The organism is Enterocloster bolteae (genome assembly GCF_002234575.2).
Taxonomy (GTDB): domain Bacteria; phylum Bacillota; class Clostridia; order Lachnospirales; family Lachnospiraceae; genus Enterocloster; species Enterocloster bolteae.
In genome coordinates this window covers 1,663,938-1,681,335 of sequence record NZ_CP022464.2, presented here as the reverse complement: position 1 = coordinate 1,681,335, position 17,398 = coordinate 1,663,938, and the positions used below count along the sequence as shown (strand labels likewise).

The 17,398-nt window shown below is 49.3% G+C and carries 16 protein-coding genes; 4 read left to right on the top strand and 12 right to left on the bottom strand.

Going from position 1 to position 17,398, the window contains the following annotated elements; all coding sequences use genetic code 11:
• Positions 1 to 9: 9 nt before the first annotated feature.
• The 3 genes from CGC65_RS08060 to CGC65_RS08050 form a co-directional block, all read right to left on the bottom strand.
• Positions 10 to 1,218, bottom strand: coding sequence for a COG1470 family protein (locus CGC65_RS08060; protein WP_002569914.1), 1,209 nt, complete (start codon positions 1,216 to 1,218; stop codon positions 10 to 12).
• Positions 1,219 to 1,472: 254 nt separating this feature from the next.
• The gene (locus CGC65_RS08055; protein WP_002569915.1) at positions 1,473 to 2,882 is read right to left on the bottom strand and encodes an 8-oxoguanine deaminase; all 1,410 of its coding nucleotides are present in this window, start codon (positions 2,880 to 2,882) and stop codon (positions 1,473 to 1,475) included.
• 291 nt (positions 2,883 to 3,173) lie between these two features.
• On the bottom strand, positions 3,174 to 3,728 hold the full coding sequence (locus CGC65_RS08050) for a TetR/AcrR family transcriptional regulator (RefSeq protein ID WP_002569916.1): 555 nt from the start codon (positions 3,726 to 3,728) through the stop codon (positions 3,174 to 3,176).
• 126 nt (positions 3,729 to 3,854) lie between these two features.
• On the opposite strand from CGC65_RS08050, the gene CGC65_RS08045 reads away from it, so the two are divergent.
• The 3 genes from CGC65_RS08045 to arr all read left to right on the top strand — a co-directional run bounded on the left by CGC65_RS08045 (position 3,855) and on the right by arr (position 5,693).
• Entirely contained in the window at positions 3,855 to 4,226 is a 372-nt protein-coding gene (locus CGC65_RS08045) for a hypothetical protein (protein ID WP_002569917.1), read from the top strand.
• A gap of 103 nt (positions 4,227 to 4,329) precedes the next feature.
• Entirely contained in the window at positions 4,330 to 4,548 is a 219-nt protein-coding gene (locus CGC65_RS08040) for a hypothetical protein (protein ID WP_002569918.1), read from the top strand.
• A 731-nt stretch (positions 4,549 to 5,279) separates the two neighbouring features.
• Positions 5,280 to 5,693 (top strand): NAD(+)--rifampin ADP-ribosyltransferase, encoded by a 414-nt coding sequence (gene arr, locus CGC65_RS08030; RefSeq protein WP_002569919.1) that lies wholly within the window; start codon positions 5,280 to 5,282, stop codon positions 5,691 to 5,693.
• Between the two features lie 117 nt (positions 5,694 to 5,810).
• Here the strand turns inward: arr and CGC65_RS08025 are convergent, their stop codons facing one another.
• Genes CGC65_RS08025 through CGC65_RS08015 form a run of 3 tightly spaced genes read right to left on the bottom strand, consistent with a single transcriptional unit; the run spans position 5,811 to position 8,684 of the window.
• Complete coding sequence (locus CGC65_RS08025) at positions 5,811 to 7,100, bottom strand: TRAP transporter large permease (protein ID WP_002569920.1); 1,290 nt, start codon at positions 7,098 to 7,100, stop codon at positions 5,811 to 5,813.
• Entirely contained in the window at positions 7,100 to 7,582 is a 483-nt protein-coding gene (locus CGC65_RS08020) for a TRAP transporter small permease (RefSeq protein WP_002569921.1), read from the bottom strand. Before CGC65_RS08020 ends, CGC65_RS08025 begins: the two co-directional genes overlap by 1 nt.
• 40 nt (positions 7,583 to 7,622) lie before the next feature.
• Positions 7,623 to 8,684, bottom strand: a complete 1,062-nt coding sequence (locus CGC65_RS08015; RefSeq protein WP_002569922.1) for a C4-dicarboxylate TRAP transporter substrate-binding protein — start codon at positions 8,682 to 8,684, stop codon at positions 7,623 to 7,625.
• Between the two features lie 277 nt (positions 8,685 to 8,961).
• Between CGC65_RS08015 and CGC65_RS08010 the strand changes: the two genes are divergently transcribed.
• A complete protein-coding gene (locus tag CGC65_RS08010; protein ID WP_002569923.1) occupies positions 8,962 to 9,972 on the top strand; it encodes a LacI family DNA-binding transcriptional regulator in 1,011 nt (336 codons plus the stop codon).
• On the opposite strand, the gene CGC65_RS08005 is transcribed toward CGC65_RS08010, so the two are convergent.
• The 6 genes from CGC65_RS08005 to CGC65_RS07980 form a co-directional block, all read right to left on the bottom strand.
• Entirely contained in the window at positions 9,969 to 11,054 is a 1,086-nt protein-coding gene (locus CGC65_RS08005) for a class I mannose-6-phosphate isomerase (protein WP_002569924.1), read from the bottom strand. The two genes, CGC65_RS08010 and CGC65_RS08005, sit on opposite strands and share 4 nt — an antisense overlap.
• 31 nt (positions 11,055 to 11,085) lie before the next feature.
• A complete protein-coding gene (locus CGC65_RS08000; protein ID WP_002569925.1) occupies positions 11,086 to 12,105 on the bottom strand; it encodes a TRAP transporter substrate-binding protein in 1,020 nt (339 codons plus the stop codon).
• Positions 12,106 to 12,167: 62 nt separating this feature from the next.
• Entirely contained in the window at positions 12,168 to 13,397 is a 1,230-nt protein-coding gene (locus CGC65_RS07995; RefSeq protein ID WP_002569926.1) for a response regulator, read from the bottom strand.
• 12 nt (positions 13,398 to 13,409) lie between these two features.
• The gene (locus CGC65_RS07990) at positions 13,410 to 14,813 is read right to left on the bottom strand and encodes a sensor histidine kinase (RefSeq protein ID WP_007038374.1); all 1,404 of its coding nucleotides are present in this window, start codon (positions 14,811 to 14,813) and stop codon (positions 13,410 to 13,412) included.
• Between the two features lie 141 nt (positions 14,814 to 14,954).
• A complete protein-coding gene (locus tag CGC65_RS07985; protein WP_002569928.1) occupies positions 14,955 to 16,574 on the bottom strand; it encodes a hypothetical protein in 1,620 nt (539 codons plus the stop codon).
• Positions 16,575 to 16,714: 140 nt separating this feature from the next.
• The gene (locus tag CGC65_RS07980) at positions 16,715 to 17,128 is read right to left on the bottom strand and encodes a DUF3788 domain-containing protein (protein ID WP_002569929.1); all 414 of its coding nucleotides are present in this window, start codon (positions 17,126 to 17,128) and stop codon (positions 16,715 to 16,717) included.
• Between the last annotated feature and the right edge of the window lie 270 nt (positions 17,129 to 17,398).

Here is a 17,398-nt window from a genome sequence, read left to right as displayed (position 1 = left end):
CCATACAAGCTACCTTCTGCCGTATTTGCGGAACACATAGCCCAGGCCTCCGGCCGTACACAGGATGATGACAACTGCCACCACACCCCAGATTGTCGTGGTCTTAACCGATACCCTGAAATCAGCGTTTGACTGGGTCTGCTCGCAGGATGCCGTAAACGTGTTCACATAGTCCCCTGTGATTGCTTCCGAAGAAGGCTTTACATGGGCAATAACTTCTGTGGTGCTTCCTGCGGGAATGGACGGGATCATGTTGTTCTCCGTATTGTAGGTCACGGTCCAGCCGGTGGGCAGGGATGAGTTAAGCGTCACATTCTCCAGATCCACGTTGCCTGTATTGGTAATGTTAAGCGTCACATCCGAAGACCTCCCTGCATAGGCGTCAAAGCTCAGGCGGCCGTCCGGGGTGGAAACCTTAAGGCCGTAGCTGCCTGTAATAACCACCTTCAGGCTGGTGTCAAGGGTCTCCTCCGCCGATACAGCACTGCAGGATATGTCATATTCCCCTGCCGCAACCCCCTCAGGCGGCGTCACCGACACTGTCATACCCTTGCTGGCGCCGGACTCCACCTCCAGGGCAGCCACCTTGGCTGTCTCACCGGTGGGGGTAAAGCTTACACCCCAGCCGGAGGGTGCATTGGATGATAAGCTGTAGGACTGCGTCTTAAGTCCATTGTTAATCAGTGTGGTGCTGAAAGAGAAACTGGTCCCCGTGGTTCCCTCCTGCTGGGGGTATTCCGAGGTAAAGCTTCCCTTTCCCGCATTCATCTCATTTACCATAAACGAGACGGGCAGACTGGCTGTGAGACCCCCGCCCGCAGACGCCTTTACCTCCACCGTGTAAGTCCCCTCTGTCAGCTCCTTTGGAACCGTCACATGAAGGGTCACCTGGGCTCCCTCTTCTCCGTTCTTTACATGGACGCGGCTCACCTGATAGCTGCCGCCCTGGAGATATCCCTCCCATCCCTCAGGCATGGCAGTGATCTCCAAATCCGCATTCAGACTGGCCCCTGTGTAGTTCTCCAGTGTGACAGGAATATTCAGGCTGTCTCCCGGCTTTACCGATATTCCCGGATAGTCCGTATTCAGGTCCAGACCGCCGGCTCCGTAAACCGTATGCGTACCCATGAATACCAGGAATACGGCCGCCATAAGGACGGCCAGAACCCCAAAACGCTTACCTGTTCCATCCCTTCTGATTACCATTGCTTCCTCCATAATTTCCTCCTTTTGCCCAATGGGGCATCTGTATTTTCTACCAGTTATCATAACGTTGAAACCTTTAGCCAACCTTTAATAAGTTTGAAAATACTGTGAAAAAACAGGAGAAGCAGAATCCTTGCCGGTACGCAAAAAAAGGAGCCGCGCGGTTCAATAAACGCAGCTCCTTATGTACAGCCTGTCAATCCGTCTCCATTGCCGTCTCTCTGTTTCATTCAGACGGCTTTACAACACACCAGTTTCCCTTCCGCTTACAGCGGTACAGAACATGACGAATGCCCCATATATTCTTTTACCGCCAGGTTGGCCTTTTCCACGGTCCGCTCCTCGTCCACGCGGACCAGCCTTCCCTCCTTTACAACGATTTCCCCGTTCACCACCGTGTAATCCACACTGCCCTTAAGCCCTACGGTACACAGCATGGATTTGGGGTCAAACTGGGCGCCGGTCAGTTCCATCCGGTTCATGTCCACCAGGAAAAAGTCTGCCGCCATTCCCACTGCTATCTGTCCCAGGTCATCCCTTCCCAGCACGCGGGCGCTTCCCCTGGTCGCTATCTTCAGGATGTCATAAGCAGACGGCGCCTGCCGGCTCCACCAGAGCCGGTGAAGCAGATAGGCCACCCGCATCTCCTCCAGAAGGTTGGAGCCGTCATTGCTGGCAGAACCGTCCACAGCCAGCCCCAGGGGCACTCCAAGCTCCAGCATCTTAGGCACCAGCGCAACGCCGGAAGATAACTTCATGTTGGATATAGGGCAATGTGCTACCCCGGTCCCGGTCTCAGCCAGCCGTTTCAGTTCATCCTCAGTGAAATGGATTCCATGGGCAAACCACACATCCTCCCCCATCCATCCCAGGCTCTCCATATACTCCAGGGGCCGCATCCCGAAACGCTCCGTTGTGAACCGCTCCTCGTCCTTTGTCTCAGCCAGATGGGTGTGGAGCCTGACTCCCAGCTCTCTGGCCAGCTGTGCCGATTCCTTTAAAAGCGTCCCAGTCACACTGAAAGGGGAGCAGGGCGCCAACGCCACCTGGTGCATGGAATACCTGCTTTTGTCGTGAAATTTCTTCACGGCCCGTTCTGAATCCTTCAGAATCTGGTCCACGGTCTGCACCACGCTGTCCGGAGGCAGCCCGCCGTCCTTCACGCTCAAATCCATACTCCCTCTGGTGGCATGGAAACGGATTCCCAGGGCATCCGCTGCCCCGAACTGGGCGTCCAGCAGCCCGTCCCCGGCTGACCCGGGAAACACATAGTGGTGGTCCAGACAGGTGGTGCAGCCTGTTTTCAACAGCTCTCCCATGCCTGTAAGCGCACTGTAACAGACCACGTCCTCATCCACGTGCTTCCATATCTCATATAATGTTTTCAGCCATGGAAATAACTCCATGTTCTGTACCTGCGGTAAATTGCGGCTGAACGTCTGATATAAATGATGGTGTGTATTGATAAGTCCGGGATACATCACCATATTAGATGCGTCAATCACATCCTCCGCTGTTCCTGATTCCAGTGTTCCTGATTCCAGTGTTCCTGCTTCCTGTCCGATTCCGGCAATGACTCCGTCCCGGATGAACACATCCACACCGTCAAGCAGTCTGTCATCCCCGTCACATGTAACAAGATGCTTAACGTTCTTTACGAGTAAGGTTCCTTTCATGATTACCTCCTGATGTAAATTCATAAACAATCTTTGCTTCATAGACTATATGACTGGTATACTGCCGGCGGCACGGGTGTCCACGATGCATCCATACGGATTCAGTATCCGTGATACTAAACGTATGCCCGTGGTCCCAGCTATGTTTTAAACAGCGATATAGATATGATTTTTTCAAAGAACAATTGATACTCTAACAATATAACAGTCATTTAAAAGGAAATCAATATCTAATGCGGCCAATCTTCCTGCAGATATTTTATGCACATCCAACAATGCAGGCGGATGATGTCAGAGTGTGTCTGAACATTCTTTCCCGCTATCCGCACGCCCCTGATATTCGCTTTTTATGATTTCATACATATCTTCCGGGCTTTCTTTGCAGCCGTTTTGAAGCCATAATTTGATAATTTTTGTGATTCCGCTTTTAAAAAATTCCATATGGTATTCAATAAAACGATTCTCAAAATGCTGCCGTGCAAGGTTAATATCGTAAGTAATAATCTTATAGCTGTCGTCATACCCCAGTTTGAAATAGGTCTTATAGAATATCTGGTTATCCTTTATGTGGCGGAACAATTTAAGATAATCGTTACTGTTGAATCCCCGGGTGATTTCATTTTGGTACAAGTCAGATAAGTTATGTTCCAGCTTGTCCCGTATAGAGTCAGCCAATCCGTAAATATCCGTATAATTTGCATAAAAAGTCGTGCGGTTTAATCCGGCCAGCTTACAAATATCCGATACACTGATTTCATTTAGCTCGTTAGTCTGAAGCAAACTGATAAAAACCTTTTCAATCCGTTCAATGGACTCTTTCTTCCGTTTGTTATTGGGTGTATTCATAAAATCCCCTTTATCTCAACACTTGTCCCGTTATTGGTGATTGTTTTTTGTTTTATAAATGCATTATACTATATCCAGATTAAACCAACAAGCGTTGATTTAATAAAAATAAAGGAGGTACTTTACATGAAAAAAAGTAGTTTTGCCGCAATGATATCAGGAACCGTAAGCGGGGTGCTGTTCGCTCTCGGCATGTGTATGGCTCTTATCCCGGAGTGGGGGGCTTTCAAACCAGGGCTTGCCTTAGGAAGTGCTGGTCTGGCGCTGGCTTTGATTACAGTGCTTATATGGAGAAGAATGGAGCATAAAGAGCCTGTCCGATTTTCAGGAAAGGTGATCTTGTCAATTGTGATAGGAATTGCCGGTGCAATGGCGTTTGGAGTTGGGATGTGCTTTAGCATGATATGGGGTAAAATGACTGCCGGGATTGTAATTGGCCTTGCCGGAATTGTAATTCTGCTTTGCTTAATTCCACTGGCTATAGGCATAAAAGAATGAAATCAGGCCGGATAATTCCCCCGCTATTGCTCTTAATCATTTGTACTCTTAATTACTGCAGATTTGTATGGCAGAGAAATATGAAAAGAAAGGATAATAATTTATGGCAACATCAAAACTTGTAAAAACAAATGAAAAAATCGCTGAAGCACTTACGGAAGTCTTTTTCAACATTGAGCACGGTGTAGTAGACAGATACATCAAAATTGAAGATACCTTTGTAGAAACCTATCTTGCAAAAGAAGGCGAAACAACAGCCGAAGCCAAAGAACGGCTGCTGCAGGAACGGGCACAGCGGAAACAGGCACAGCGGGAAGGCTGATGAACAGTGTATTTAACGACGCTTTCCAGTTTATGCTGTAAAATGTTTACAGGTCATGTTCTGACCAAAATCCTGCCTGACTCCCACCCTGATTTCATAAAAACCTGAGGCACAATATAAGATTAGATGAAACAACTTGACAGATTCCTCATTAAAATTTAGAGTATAAAGAACAGGAATATACCCATCAGGGAATGATTGTTATTCTTAAAAAGAACAGCGGCAGCCAGGGCAACGTAATATACGCTTTGCGGTGTTCCACATTTATGACCACTTATTACATTTTTGTATGTATATTTCTTTCGTTATCTGAGTCTTATTAGCTCTAATTATTTATTCAAACAAGCCATCTAACCTTGGGGCACAATATGAGAATAGATAAAGGCACCAGACAGAACCCACATTAAAATTCAGAACATAAGAAACACGAATATCCGCCTTTGGCGGATAAGGTGGAGGACATACCAAACCTGGAGAAAGACTTAAACTGTTCTTATCCGGCAGAGCCAATGGAGGGGCTTTTTCTCAAAATGGTAAAAGGACAATTAGAAAAAACAGAAAAGAATCCTAACGATTACTTATGGAATAGCTTTTGATTCCTAATCCGCAATCGTGACCGGGCTGTGGCTGGCTCTGCCGATTTTAAGGATATTCCTAATAGTAAACGCATTTTGCAGCGCTGCGGTTTTGTTGAACGCTTGAAAATAATTTATATTTTGAGGAGGTTTTGCATGAGCAATTCAGTTATATTTAGTCCCGGCACGTTTTTTCATGGAACCAGAGCGGATTTAAGCGTGGGGGATCTGTTGGTGCCGGGGTATTTATCTAATTATGATGAAAACAGGGTTGCCAACTATGTTTATTTTACAGGGACCTTGGACGCTGCCATCTGGGGAGCAGAGCTGGCTTCGGGAGATGGAAAGCAGCGGATTTTTGTTGTGGAGCCAACGGGAGAATTTGAAGACGACCCAAATGTAACGGATAAGAAATTTCCCGGGAACCCGACAAAGTCATACCGAACAACCCAGCCGTTAAAAATTGTTGCTGAAGCTATGGGATGGAAAGGACATTCACCGGAAGTATTGCAGGGTATGCGCGATCATTTGAAACAGTTAGATGAGATGGGAATTAAAGCTGTCGAATAAAATATTATCCTTGGGCCGGTTTATGGGTCTGTCCCAGATTTAAAAAATAATCATCCTAAAAGCCCGGCAAGGGCTGCCCCTTAGAGGCAGCCCTTGCCGGGCTTTATAAAAATCAGATTACATACTTGTACCATAAATCATATTTGGCAGGAACAGCACCAGATCCGGGAAGAATACGCAGATAGCCAGCGTGGCCATAATAGCTATGAACAACGGCAGCGAATACTTCGTGGTCTCCTGCACCGAGCAGTCCATGATATTGGAACAGGTGTATAACGCAACTCCAACAGGAGGCGTGGAACAGCCCATGGTAACAATGGTCATCATGATGATGCCGAAGTGAACCGGGTCAATTCCGTACTGTGTGATAATCGGAATCAGTATGGGGGTAACGATCAGGGTAATGACCGTTGTCTCCATGAACATACCGAACACAGTCAGCATAATTAAAATCAGCAGCAGAAGCACGTATTTATTGCTGGTCAGACCTACCAGCAAAGTGGTCAGGGTCTTTGGCAGCTGGTCAAATACAACGCCGTAGCTGAATATGCCGGAGAAAGCCAGAATCATGGTAATCACGGATAAATCCTTTACGCTGTCCACAATACATTTCTTAAACTTCTCTAGGTTCAGTTCCTTATAAATAAAGATACCTACGAACAGTGCGTAGAATACGGCAAAGGCACCGGATTCCGACGGGGTCATGACACCGAAACGAATCAGCACAATCAGCAGGATTGGGAACATAAGCGCCCATATACTCTCAAAACAGGACTTGATGATAACCCCTGGAGGTGACGGCTTGTCATGGTCAGGCTGATATCCGTAGTGGCGCGCGGACCAGGATGTGGCAATCATCATGAAGATACACATAATGATGCCTGGAAGGAATCCGGCTACGAACAGGCGGCCAATGGAAACCTCACCCACAGTGCCGTACAGAATCAGGCCCATGGAAGGCGGAATCGTGGCTACAATCAGTCCTGACAGACAGTTGATTGCAGCGGCCCAGCCCGGCGCGTAGCCTCTCTTTGTCATCTCAGGCCCAAGGATACGGCATTCCATGGCTGCATCTGCAACTGCGGAACCGGATACGCCGCCCATCAGGGTTGAGAGAACCACGGAAACCTGTCCAATGGAACCGTACATATGGCCGGTCAGCACGTTTGCCAGCTTTACCAGACGTGATGTGATACCTGTGTTGTTCATCAGGTTGCCGGCAAAAATAAACAGCGGAATCGCAAGCATGGTAAAGGACTGGGTGGTGGACAGGGATTTCTGCACCAGAATCGTCCACGGAATCTCAGGCCTCATCAGGAAGAAGGAAAATCCGGACACTGCAATGGCAAAGGCCACCGGCATTCCGAGGAACAGGAGTATTAAGAAAAATCCAACAGCACTTAACATTAATTAACCCCCCATTCTTTCATTGGTTTCCTGATATCACCGAGCATCTTGCCAATCATGCTGAAAAACATCAGCAGGGAGCCCACCGGTACTGCCAGAGTACACCAGGCATAGCTCATCTTCAGGGTATTAAAGGTACGGTTCCAGCTCTGGGATACCAGCAGGAATCCGTAAACAATCAGTATCAATAAAAACAGCAGCATGAAAACGTCAAACACCAGCATCAGAGTCTTCTGGACCGCCTTGGGGAACCGGTTGGACAGCATGTCGATTCGAATCAGGCCGCCGCTCTTGATGATGATATCAGAGCCGATAAAGGTCAGCCATCCAAATGCCAGCAGCGAAACATCCTGAGCCCAGTTCACCGGCATTCCGATGGTTCTGGCCACTGCGGACCAGAACACCAGAACGGCAATCATGCATAACATTGCACCGGCCAGAAGCTCCTCTGTCTTTAAAATAACAGCAGAAATTTTTTTCATTTAAAAGCTTCCTTTCTGTATTGCGGAATGTACCTTGGAATTAGTTGGTCTTACCAATCTCCTTGTACAGTTTATCTCTCAGTTCAGCATAGCCAAGTTTCTCATATACAGGATCAACGGCTGCCTTAAATGGAGCAAGGTCAGGCTCTACGATGGTCATTCCTGCTTCAACCATTGCCTTCTCAGCCTCGTCAGCCTCTGTCATTACGTCAGCAGCTGTTTCCTGGCCAACCTCGATGGAGGTCTCAACCAGCAGTGTCTGCAAATCTTCCGGCAGGCTCTCAAACCAGCTCTGGCCGCAGATTAATCCCTGCATCAGCTGGAAGTGTCCTGTCTTGGACTGATACTTGCACACTTCATACAGTCTGGATGGATATGTAGATGTGTTTTGTGCCTCGCAGCCCTCCAGTGCCTTGGACTGGATTCCGTTGTAAACCTCGCCCCATGACATGGAAATAGGAGTAGCGCCCATGGCCTGGATGGTCTCGGTACATACTTCCTGTCCGATGGTACGGATTCTCATGCCCTTTAAGTCCTCTGGCGTGTTGATTGGCTTGTTTGTCATAAAATGGCGCGGGCCGTCGTAGAATGTAAAGGACAGGATTTTAATTCCATGGTCCTTGGACAGGGAATCTGTCCAGCCCTTAAATGTATCGGTCTGTGTTATCTTATAGCACTCCTCGTAGTTATCTGCAAAGTAACCCATCATCAGAATGGAGAAATCCTTCACATACTGTCCCATACGGGAAGCATCTGTGTTAACTGCAACATTAGCGCCCTGGATGGCCTGCTCCAGCACATCCTCGTCACTGCCAAGCTGGCCGGACGGGAACACACTTACCTTCAGCCTGCCGCCTGATTTCTCATTTAACACATCAGCCAGCTTCTGGTAGTTCCTGGTAATCAGGGCCTGCTCTGTCTGGGAAGTTGAAATCTTTAACTCATATACCTTGTCATCGCCTGCAGCAGCCTCACTGCTGTCCCCTTCCTTTGCCTGGGTTGCAGCTGGCTGGGCATTTCCCATACCCGGCATGCCGTTACATGCCGTAACTGCCATCATTGCTGCGGTAAGAACACCTGCTAATAATACTCTCTTTTTCATTGTTATCCCCTTTCCTTACGTTGTCCAGCGTAACAGCTTTCGCTAAACGTTTACATATTTTCCTCATTTAGTATAAACGTTTACATATTTTCCATCAAGTAGTTTCTGCAAAAAAGTTTAACAGAATTTTAACGTTATTTTTATGCAATCTTCACAATTCGACTTATTTTTTAAAAGTTCCTGTTTTTTTTCTGCTTTCATTTTGACATTATTTCAAGAAACCTTTACAATAACTGTGTATACATTTTCAGTGAATCACAGGGAGGTGGACCGGAATATGGTAACAATCAAAGACGTGGCAAAAAGATGCGGCTATTCCGTCTGCACGGTTTCCCGCGCCCTTTCCGGCAAAGGATACTTAAAAGAAGAGACAAAGCAGAAAATACTGGAAACAGTTGCGGAACTGGGATACCGGCCCAACACCCTGGCTGTCAACCTGAAGACCGGACGCCGCCAAGCTCTGGCTCTGGTCCTGCCTTCCCTGACTAATATCTACTACACCAAGCTGGAACAGTACCTGGAAGCCTGTGCAGCAGAAAAGGGCTATATCATTTACCTGAACAACACGGAATACAGCCTGGAAAAAGAAAAACAGATTTTAGAAAATTTAATCGGCATGGATATAGCCGGGGTCATCATTACCCCGGTCACCAGCCAGCATGACCATATCATGAACCTGGCAAAGTACGACATCCCTTATGTGTATTTAAACCGCTCCTTCGAGGATGATATAGAGCACTGCCTCCGTCTGGACAACAAAAAAGCCGCCTACGAGGCGGTTTCCTACATGATTAAGCTGGGGCATAAAAATATCGGCGGCATCTTCCAGAGCTTTGACAACCTCACCTACCGGGACCGCTATGACGGCATGGCCCAGGCCCTTAAGGAGCACGGGCTGGACTGCCGCCCCAGCCACATGCTCTTTGACATCAACCCGGAGGATATGGGGACCACTCCCGGCCGGATCCTGCAGCTGCTTCAAAAGCCCGACCGCCCTGAGGCGATCTTTGCCTGCAACGACATGACCGCCTTCAATATCTACCGGGCCTGTTACATCCTTGGGCTGCGGATTCCGGACCATTTGTCCGTATTTGGCTACGATGACTGTATCATGGCTAATTTTGTGACTCCGCCCCTGTCAACGGTCAGCATCCCTGTCCGCAAACTGGCAGGAACCGCCATTGACTTTATCCACGGTTATCTGGAATCCGGGGTCCGGGCAGAGCTTCCCATATTAAAAGCCTCCCTGATTATCCGCAATTCCGTACGCAACCTGAATCTGGATTAGAGCTTGTCCATATCCTTTCCCGGATACACCATCACCATCTGGACGCTGCCTTCAGGCCGTATTTGGTACGCTTTTACCCCGGCTGCAATCAGGAAGCTGTCTCCTGCCTTAAGGCGGATCACCTGTCCACTCTCTTCCATGGTGCAGCTTCCGGCACACACCACGCCCAGATTGAATTTCCGGTTATGCCCCACCAGTGCCGGCCCGTTCACCTCCAGTTTTTCCACAAAGAAGCAGGAGGTCAGCGTCCCGTCCACCAGCCGCACCCGCCGGAAGGCGTCTGTTGCCTCCAATACACGGGGCTCTATCCTGCATTTTTCCATGATTTCTTCTTTGGAATACTCTGTATAATCAAAAATATCCAGGCAAAAGTCCAGCCCCCGTCCCATAAACCGGCCGTCCTCCGGCACAACGATTCCCTCCCGCTCGAACTCACACCGCACCACCAAATCAGACGGCTCCATAATTTCCAGCATAGTGATTCCCTCGCCAATGGCATGAGGCATTCCGCCCGGAATATACCAGACCTCCCCCACCTGCACCGGGATCTTCTCAAAGCAGCCGTCCATCCGGGCCTTGTCCTGTTTCTCCACAATTTCCCTCCACCCATCTCTTCCGGGCGTATGCTGGAATCCCAGACGTATGTATGGGCTTATACCGTCCCTCACATGGAGAATATAGTAGCATTCAAGCTTTCCATAAGGCATTCCCATCACTTCATTGGCAAACTGGGTGGAAGGGTGGGCCTGTACATGAAGCCGCATGGCTGAATCCAGAATCTTAAGCAGGAAGCTGAGGCGCCAGCCCCCCTCCCTACCGGCGGCGCCCAGGTAAAACTCCCGGTCATCGTCTATTATGTCCCGCAGAAACCTGGGACCGTCCGCGGTCTCCACCACAGCCATCCCTTCGTGTGCAATGGGTTCCATTCCCGGATTGGAGGCTTCCACCATGGAGCCCACCCATTCCTCCGGCATATTGTTGTCCTCCTGCCGGGCCTTTCCATGGAGCCGGTCAATTCCCGCACCCCCTGTGTAATTTCTCCGTACCCTGTTTTCGGGCAGTTTCATAAGTCCTGTTGCCATCGCGGCCTTCCTCCTGTCATTGTGTATATGTCTATCGTATCTGCCGGATTTTTTCAATCAGGTCCAGATATTCCCCGCCGTATTTCCGGTATACCGGCTCCATTGCCTGGCTCCAGGCCTGCGGATCCTCCGGCTCAAGGATAGTTACCCCCTCCTTCTCCAGCGCCTCATAAGCCTTCTGATCCGCTTCTTCAATGGCCGTTCTGTTATACTCCTGGGTCTCCTTTGCCGCCTGAACCAGCGCGTCCTGATATTCCTTCTTCAGATTTTTCCAGGTTATTTTGCTCACCAGAATCACTCCGGGGGTATAGGTATGCCTGTCCTTCACATAATAAGGGGCAACCTTATAAAACTTATTATAATAATAGCTCACCGGCGGGTTCTCCGCCCCGTCAATGGTCCCTGACTCCAGAGCCGTATAGAGCTCCGCATAAGCAATGGGCACTGCCTCCGCCCCCAGAGCTTCCACGGTATCGCCCATCATGGACGCCACCTGGACCCGGATTTTAAGCCCCTTCATATCCTCCAGCCTGCACACCGGTCTGTCGGTGGTAAAGAAGTTCCTGGCTCCTTCATCCAGATAGGCCAGGCCAATCATTCCGGTGCAGTCCTGGATATTATCCAGTATTTCCCTGCCCAAATCACTGCTGCAAACCTTCCAGAAGTGCTCCCTGTCCCGGAAAACATAGGGCAGCACCAGGGCAGACATCATGGGATTCCCGCTGTCCACCAGGGACATGCTGTTGCCCCGGTACAAATCAAGCGCCCCCATCTCCATGGACTGGTAACAGCGCGCATCGTCCCCCAGCTGTCCGGAAGGATAGATTTCCACCATGACCTTGCCGCCGGTGAGTTCACTGACCCGGTCGGCAAAGTACTGGGCCGAATCCGTGAGCACATGGCCTTCCGGATTCACCTCGCCGTAACAGAGCACAATCTCCGGTTCATTGTCCGCACCCGCAGCCCCCCTATTTTCTAAAATACCGTAGCCGCCCGCCAGGCCTGCAATCAGCGCTGCGGCCGCAGCCCCTATCAACCACTGTTTTTTCAACACGTTCCTCCTGTCCCGGACCGGTCATTTTCCGAATTTGCACAAACATTACCGCCTGAACATCATTCCCTCTGAATCTTCATTTCCGAAAAAAACTCTACATGATACTTTAAATTATCCCCGTTAAAATTAAGCTGGCCCAGCTTTTCAAAACGCCTGGCTGCCTCTGAGGTCTTGACCCGTATACCTGGTATCTGGTTGATTCCCCGGATAATTGTCATCAGGCTGCGGCCAAAATTCAGTTTTACCGAAACATCCTGATACCCTAAAAGGGTCTCCAGCTCCTCAATCATCTCCGTAAGAAGCTCGCAGCTCAGGTCCTGGTCCTCCAGGGACAGGGATTTGATGATCTGTTCCTCCAGGCCGCAGATCCGTTTCATGCCCTCCGTCATGCTGTCAAAGGCAAGGCGAGCCTCCTGCGCAGAATACTCCCTGATAAAGGAAGCCGCCTCCCCATAGGCTTCCGTCAGCCGTTCCATGCCTTCATAAGCGCCGCTGACACCGCAGGCCACCGGGATTTTCCTCTCCTCTGCCAGGTAATCCCTTGCGCGGGTAATGCAGCCGGTCAGCTCCGTAAACCCATCCTGCTGCTGAGAATAGAGGCAGATCACCATCTGGTCCATCCAGATGCTGTTAAGCACCGTCACCCCTGCCATGTGAAAATAATTTTTCAGCACCTCCTGGGAAAATCCTCCCATGCTAATCAGGGCCGGACTGGAAATAAGCACTACCTTAAACCACCCCGGTCCCACTCCCCACATGGCAAACTCTTTTTCCAGTTTATTCCTGTCCCTGCGGCCAAAGAACACATCCCACAGCAAATCCTTTTCCAGATCCCGGTAAAAATCAAAGGCTGACTTTCCATCCTCCACCAGGTAATTGGAATAGGACAGCATGGACAAGGTATCCTCCCGTTCCCTTACCCTGGCAATGACCTTATCCAGTGTCTCCCGAAGCTCCGAGTCCAAATAGGGTTTCAGCAGATAATCCGTCACCCCCAGCTTGATTGCCTGTTTGGCAAAGGAGAAATCACTGTAAGCGGATATCAGCACAATCTGGATATCCGGATGCCTTTTGCGCACCTCCTCTGCTGTCTTAAGCCCGTTCATCCGGGGCATCTTGATGTCTAAAAGCACAATCTGGGGCTTGCATTCCTCCAGCTTCTCCATCAAATCCATACCGTCCACTGCCTTGTAGACAATCTCCAGCAAGCCGGGATAACTCTCCTTTATAACCTTCTCCAGATAATTCCGCTCGTACTGCTCGTCATCTGCCAATATTACACGCAACATAACCCTTTCCTCCTAATGCCTGTCTGATTTATAAAGCTTCAGCGTAATCTTCGTAATTCCCTCCGTCCTCTGGATATGCAGCACATCCTCTTTCCGGTAAAACAGCCTTAACCGTTCCTCCACATTTTTCAGGCCGATGGAAGTTTTGGGGATGGGCGTATCCCTGCGGGCCGGCTGGCTCGGATCCTCCGGAAAACCCACACCGTTGTCCGCCACCACAGCCTCAATATAATCCGGCTTCTCGGTAATCAGTATATCCACCTTCCCCCCGTTCACCCGGTCCTTCAGCCCGTGCTGGATACTGTTCTCCACCAGAGGCTGGATTGTCAGCGGAGGAATCATCACATCCTCGTCCATAAATGACTTGCGTACATCCAGACAGAAGGTCACCCTTCCCTTTAAATGCAGCTTCTGTATATACAGATATGACTGAAGCAGCTCAATCTCAGCATCCAGCGGAATGGATACCGTGTTGATTTCAATGCTGCTCCGCAGTATTTTGGAGATGGCCTTGACCAGCTGAATGGAGGTATCCCGCTCTCCCAGCTGGATACTGCGGATTACCAGGCTCAGGGTGTTAAACAGGAAATGGGGATTCATCTGCATCTGCAGCTCCCGGATCTTCGCCTCAGCCAGCCGTTCCTTCATCTGGTGTGTCTCATGCAATTCCGTGATCATGGTTCTGATTTGCCGCTTCATCTGGTCAAATGTGGCGGATACCTGGTTCAGCTCCGCATAAGGCGTCTCCTCGATATCCGCTGCCTCCAGGTTATTGTTCATAATTTCCCTGGCAGCGTCCGTCAGCCGTTTGATGGAATTCAGGATACTGGTGCTCATCTGATGGTTCAGCACCATGCCAAAGAGACTGGCTGCCATGAAAAACACGATCAGGATGCTGTTTGTAAGTCCCAGGGTTCTGCTGTGGCTGGCAAAGGCAGTGTTCAGGTACTCCAGGTACTGGCTCATCAACTGGTTCAGGCACCGCTCAATCTCCAAATCCACCTCGTCCAAATCAGCCATCAGGCTGGGATAGTAGTCCCCGTCAGGCCGGATGTAGGACTCTGCCATCTCCCGCCTGTGCTCAGCCACCTGCCCCACAATCCGGTACATCATCTTGCACTTCCGGTCATTTCGCATCTTTTCATCCAGTCCCCGCAGCTGGCTGTCAAACAGCTCGCACTCGTCGTAGTACTGCTTAAGCATCCCCTCGTCGTGGCTCTTGCTGTACAGCTTAAAGTAGGTCTGTCTCCTGTTATTGATAGCCAGCAGCCCGTTTACCTGCTGGTAATCCTGTAAAAGCCCGTTGTAGCGGCGGGAGGATCCCACATTCACAAGGGCGTTGGATGCTATGAAGATAAAGGCCACCAGCAGCAGAATCACATGGTTCCTTGTCATTTCTTTTCGTATGGATTTCATGAATCGTTTCTCACTTTTCTGCGGGGGATTTTTCCCGGATGATTTTTCTTCTGAGGTTATTCTACAACGGCAGGAGAAGAAAAACAAGTCAGACTGAGTCTGACTTGCTGGGGCCTGTGTGGGGGCAGGTATAAACCTGCCTTATGCTATTTTGTCTGCCCCTATCTCCATCACATACGGCTGGATCCAGTAAAACGCAGCTCCCTGGAATTTCAGTGTTACTTCCGTATCGCCTTCCTCATAAAAAATCCGGAAACCGCTCAGAACGCCCTTCTCATCAAAATCATACCGTTCACGTTCCCATCTTCCCCATCTTAACTTTCTCTGGCAGAGCAGTCCCTTTAACGCCAGCTCCCTCTCTTCATGCACTGCCTCCACGTCGATGTACACAGCGGGTCTCTCTGTCACTTTGGCATTTCCCTGTCCGTCCTCTGATTCTATTGTCTGGGGCTTCATCCTGGTAATACCAAGAATACGCACAGAACCGTCTTTCCACGGAATGGTTTCCTCTAATTCTTTATAGTCCTCCGGGACAGGCAGGGTGACTGGCTCAGATTCCTCACTGTTCAAAAACGTGATTCCCGGAATATGAATCCGGAAAGACCCATTCTGTTCCTCCTGGGGAACATCGAACAGGCATCTGAGGCGCCGTCCGTATTGCTTTATATCCGACAGCCGGTAATGTCCCATATTGTCCCAATAAGGATTGGCAGACAACTCCTTTATTTCATACTGTCTGCCGCTGCCGGATATGGTTGGCATATCCAGGGGCGGTGTGTCCGTATCCAGGGACGGCGTTTTGTAACCAATAATTATGGACGGCCTTCCCTCATCACTGTACACATACCAGGATATCAGGATTCCCTCCTTTACCTTTTCCCCCATACTTATAATGGATATACCGTCATGGGTATCTATGCTTCCATTCTCCTCTTTTGCCAGTTCCTCCAGCGTCCCATATTCAGGCACACTTTTCAGGGCAAATTCCACCGGCTTTTCAAAATCAAAAAGCCAGATCGCATAGCCTGACAAAAGCTCTTCGGAGACAGGAGCTGATGGGAGCTCAAATCTTGCCTCTATGATATAACGGATGTTCCCATATTCCTCAAAATAAGCCGAATAGTCAGCATACACCGATTCCACAGGCTTAATTCCGCCTTCCGGAATGCCGGGACCTGTGAGGAACAGGCCTTCGCCTGATTTCCAAAGTTCGTCCTGATATTTCTCCGAAACAATCATGGTCCCGTCACTTAGCGTAAAATACCGGCTGTCTGCGGGAGGTTCTCCGCCTGCCGGGATTTTCTGTACTTCCCCATAGTCATCCAAAACCATACTCACAAGCAGCTCCTGCTTCTGGTGGAGGGCAGATGTCAGGGATATGGTCTTTTCCTTTTGGGGCAGCTTGGATTCAACTACAGCATCCAATTCGTATACCGGATATTCCGATTGAATGATTCCATATTTTGAGGCAAACTGATACGGCAGACCAGAGACCTGCCCCTGGGATTTGGGCACCTGGTTCACTCCCGGTTCCTGCTGCCCTTGCGTTTCCTGCTTCCCTTGCGCGTCCTCCTCCGTTTCCTGATTCACCTTTGATTCCGGCACCGGTTCCTGGGCCGTACCGGCCACTGGCTTGGAAACATTCTCTCTCGTTCCAGAGCCCGCTGCCTCTCCCTCCGTTCCTCCTCCCAACCGGCAGCCGGACAGCAAAACAGCCAGCAGACCTGCTGTCATAAGAATAGATATTGTGCTTCTCTTCATGGCGAGTCCTCCTCTCTCCAATAAAATCCACATATATTTATCTGTTTTTATCATAACAGGGCTGCTGCCTGTATTTATTTCTTATTTCTTACATCTTACGAATATTAAGATTAACTTTAGCAGCTGGAAGCTCTCATGGTTCATGATAAACATTTCATTTCCAGCAATTTTTGTATATCACAGAAATGAGCTTCACCGGCAACGCGGTAGTGGATCCATCCGCCATCACCACAAGGGTATTTGTTGTCGATACATTCCTGAGTTTCTTTCTCAACCTGGTCATATACCAAATGAAATTGTGCGTTTGACAACCGAATCATAACGGTAAAGGCGCCATTCTCCGCAAACACATTGCAAATCAGCTTTTTCTTCTTTCTATGGGCAACAGCCCAGCCATATTTATTCCCATAGGGAAAAGTAATCTCCTGCACAGTGCTGCATGTATCTGACAACCACTCATTGATTCGGATAAACAACTCCATACCTTTGCCGCAGTACGCGGCCATATCATCAAATGCCGGTTTATTCTGCTTGTCAAGCATTCTTTCATACATGGTAAACCTCCCTCTATCCCCTTTTCTGAAGCCATGATTATCAGCCCGATTCTTTTGCTCCAAAGGCGATAAGCATATGTTTCTTTGATTGTAATATCAGGGTGCGTTTCTGTCAAATGCAACAGCTTTTTTCAATTGGCCGGCAAAAACGTAAGCACCAGCCGTTAGCCCGGGGTATCTATTCCAAAACCAGGCTCTCCAAAAAGCAAAAAGAATCTCCCAAAAGCCGCAGCTTTTAGGAGATTCGCTTTATAATACAATACACGCAGC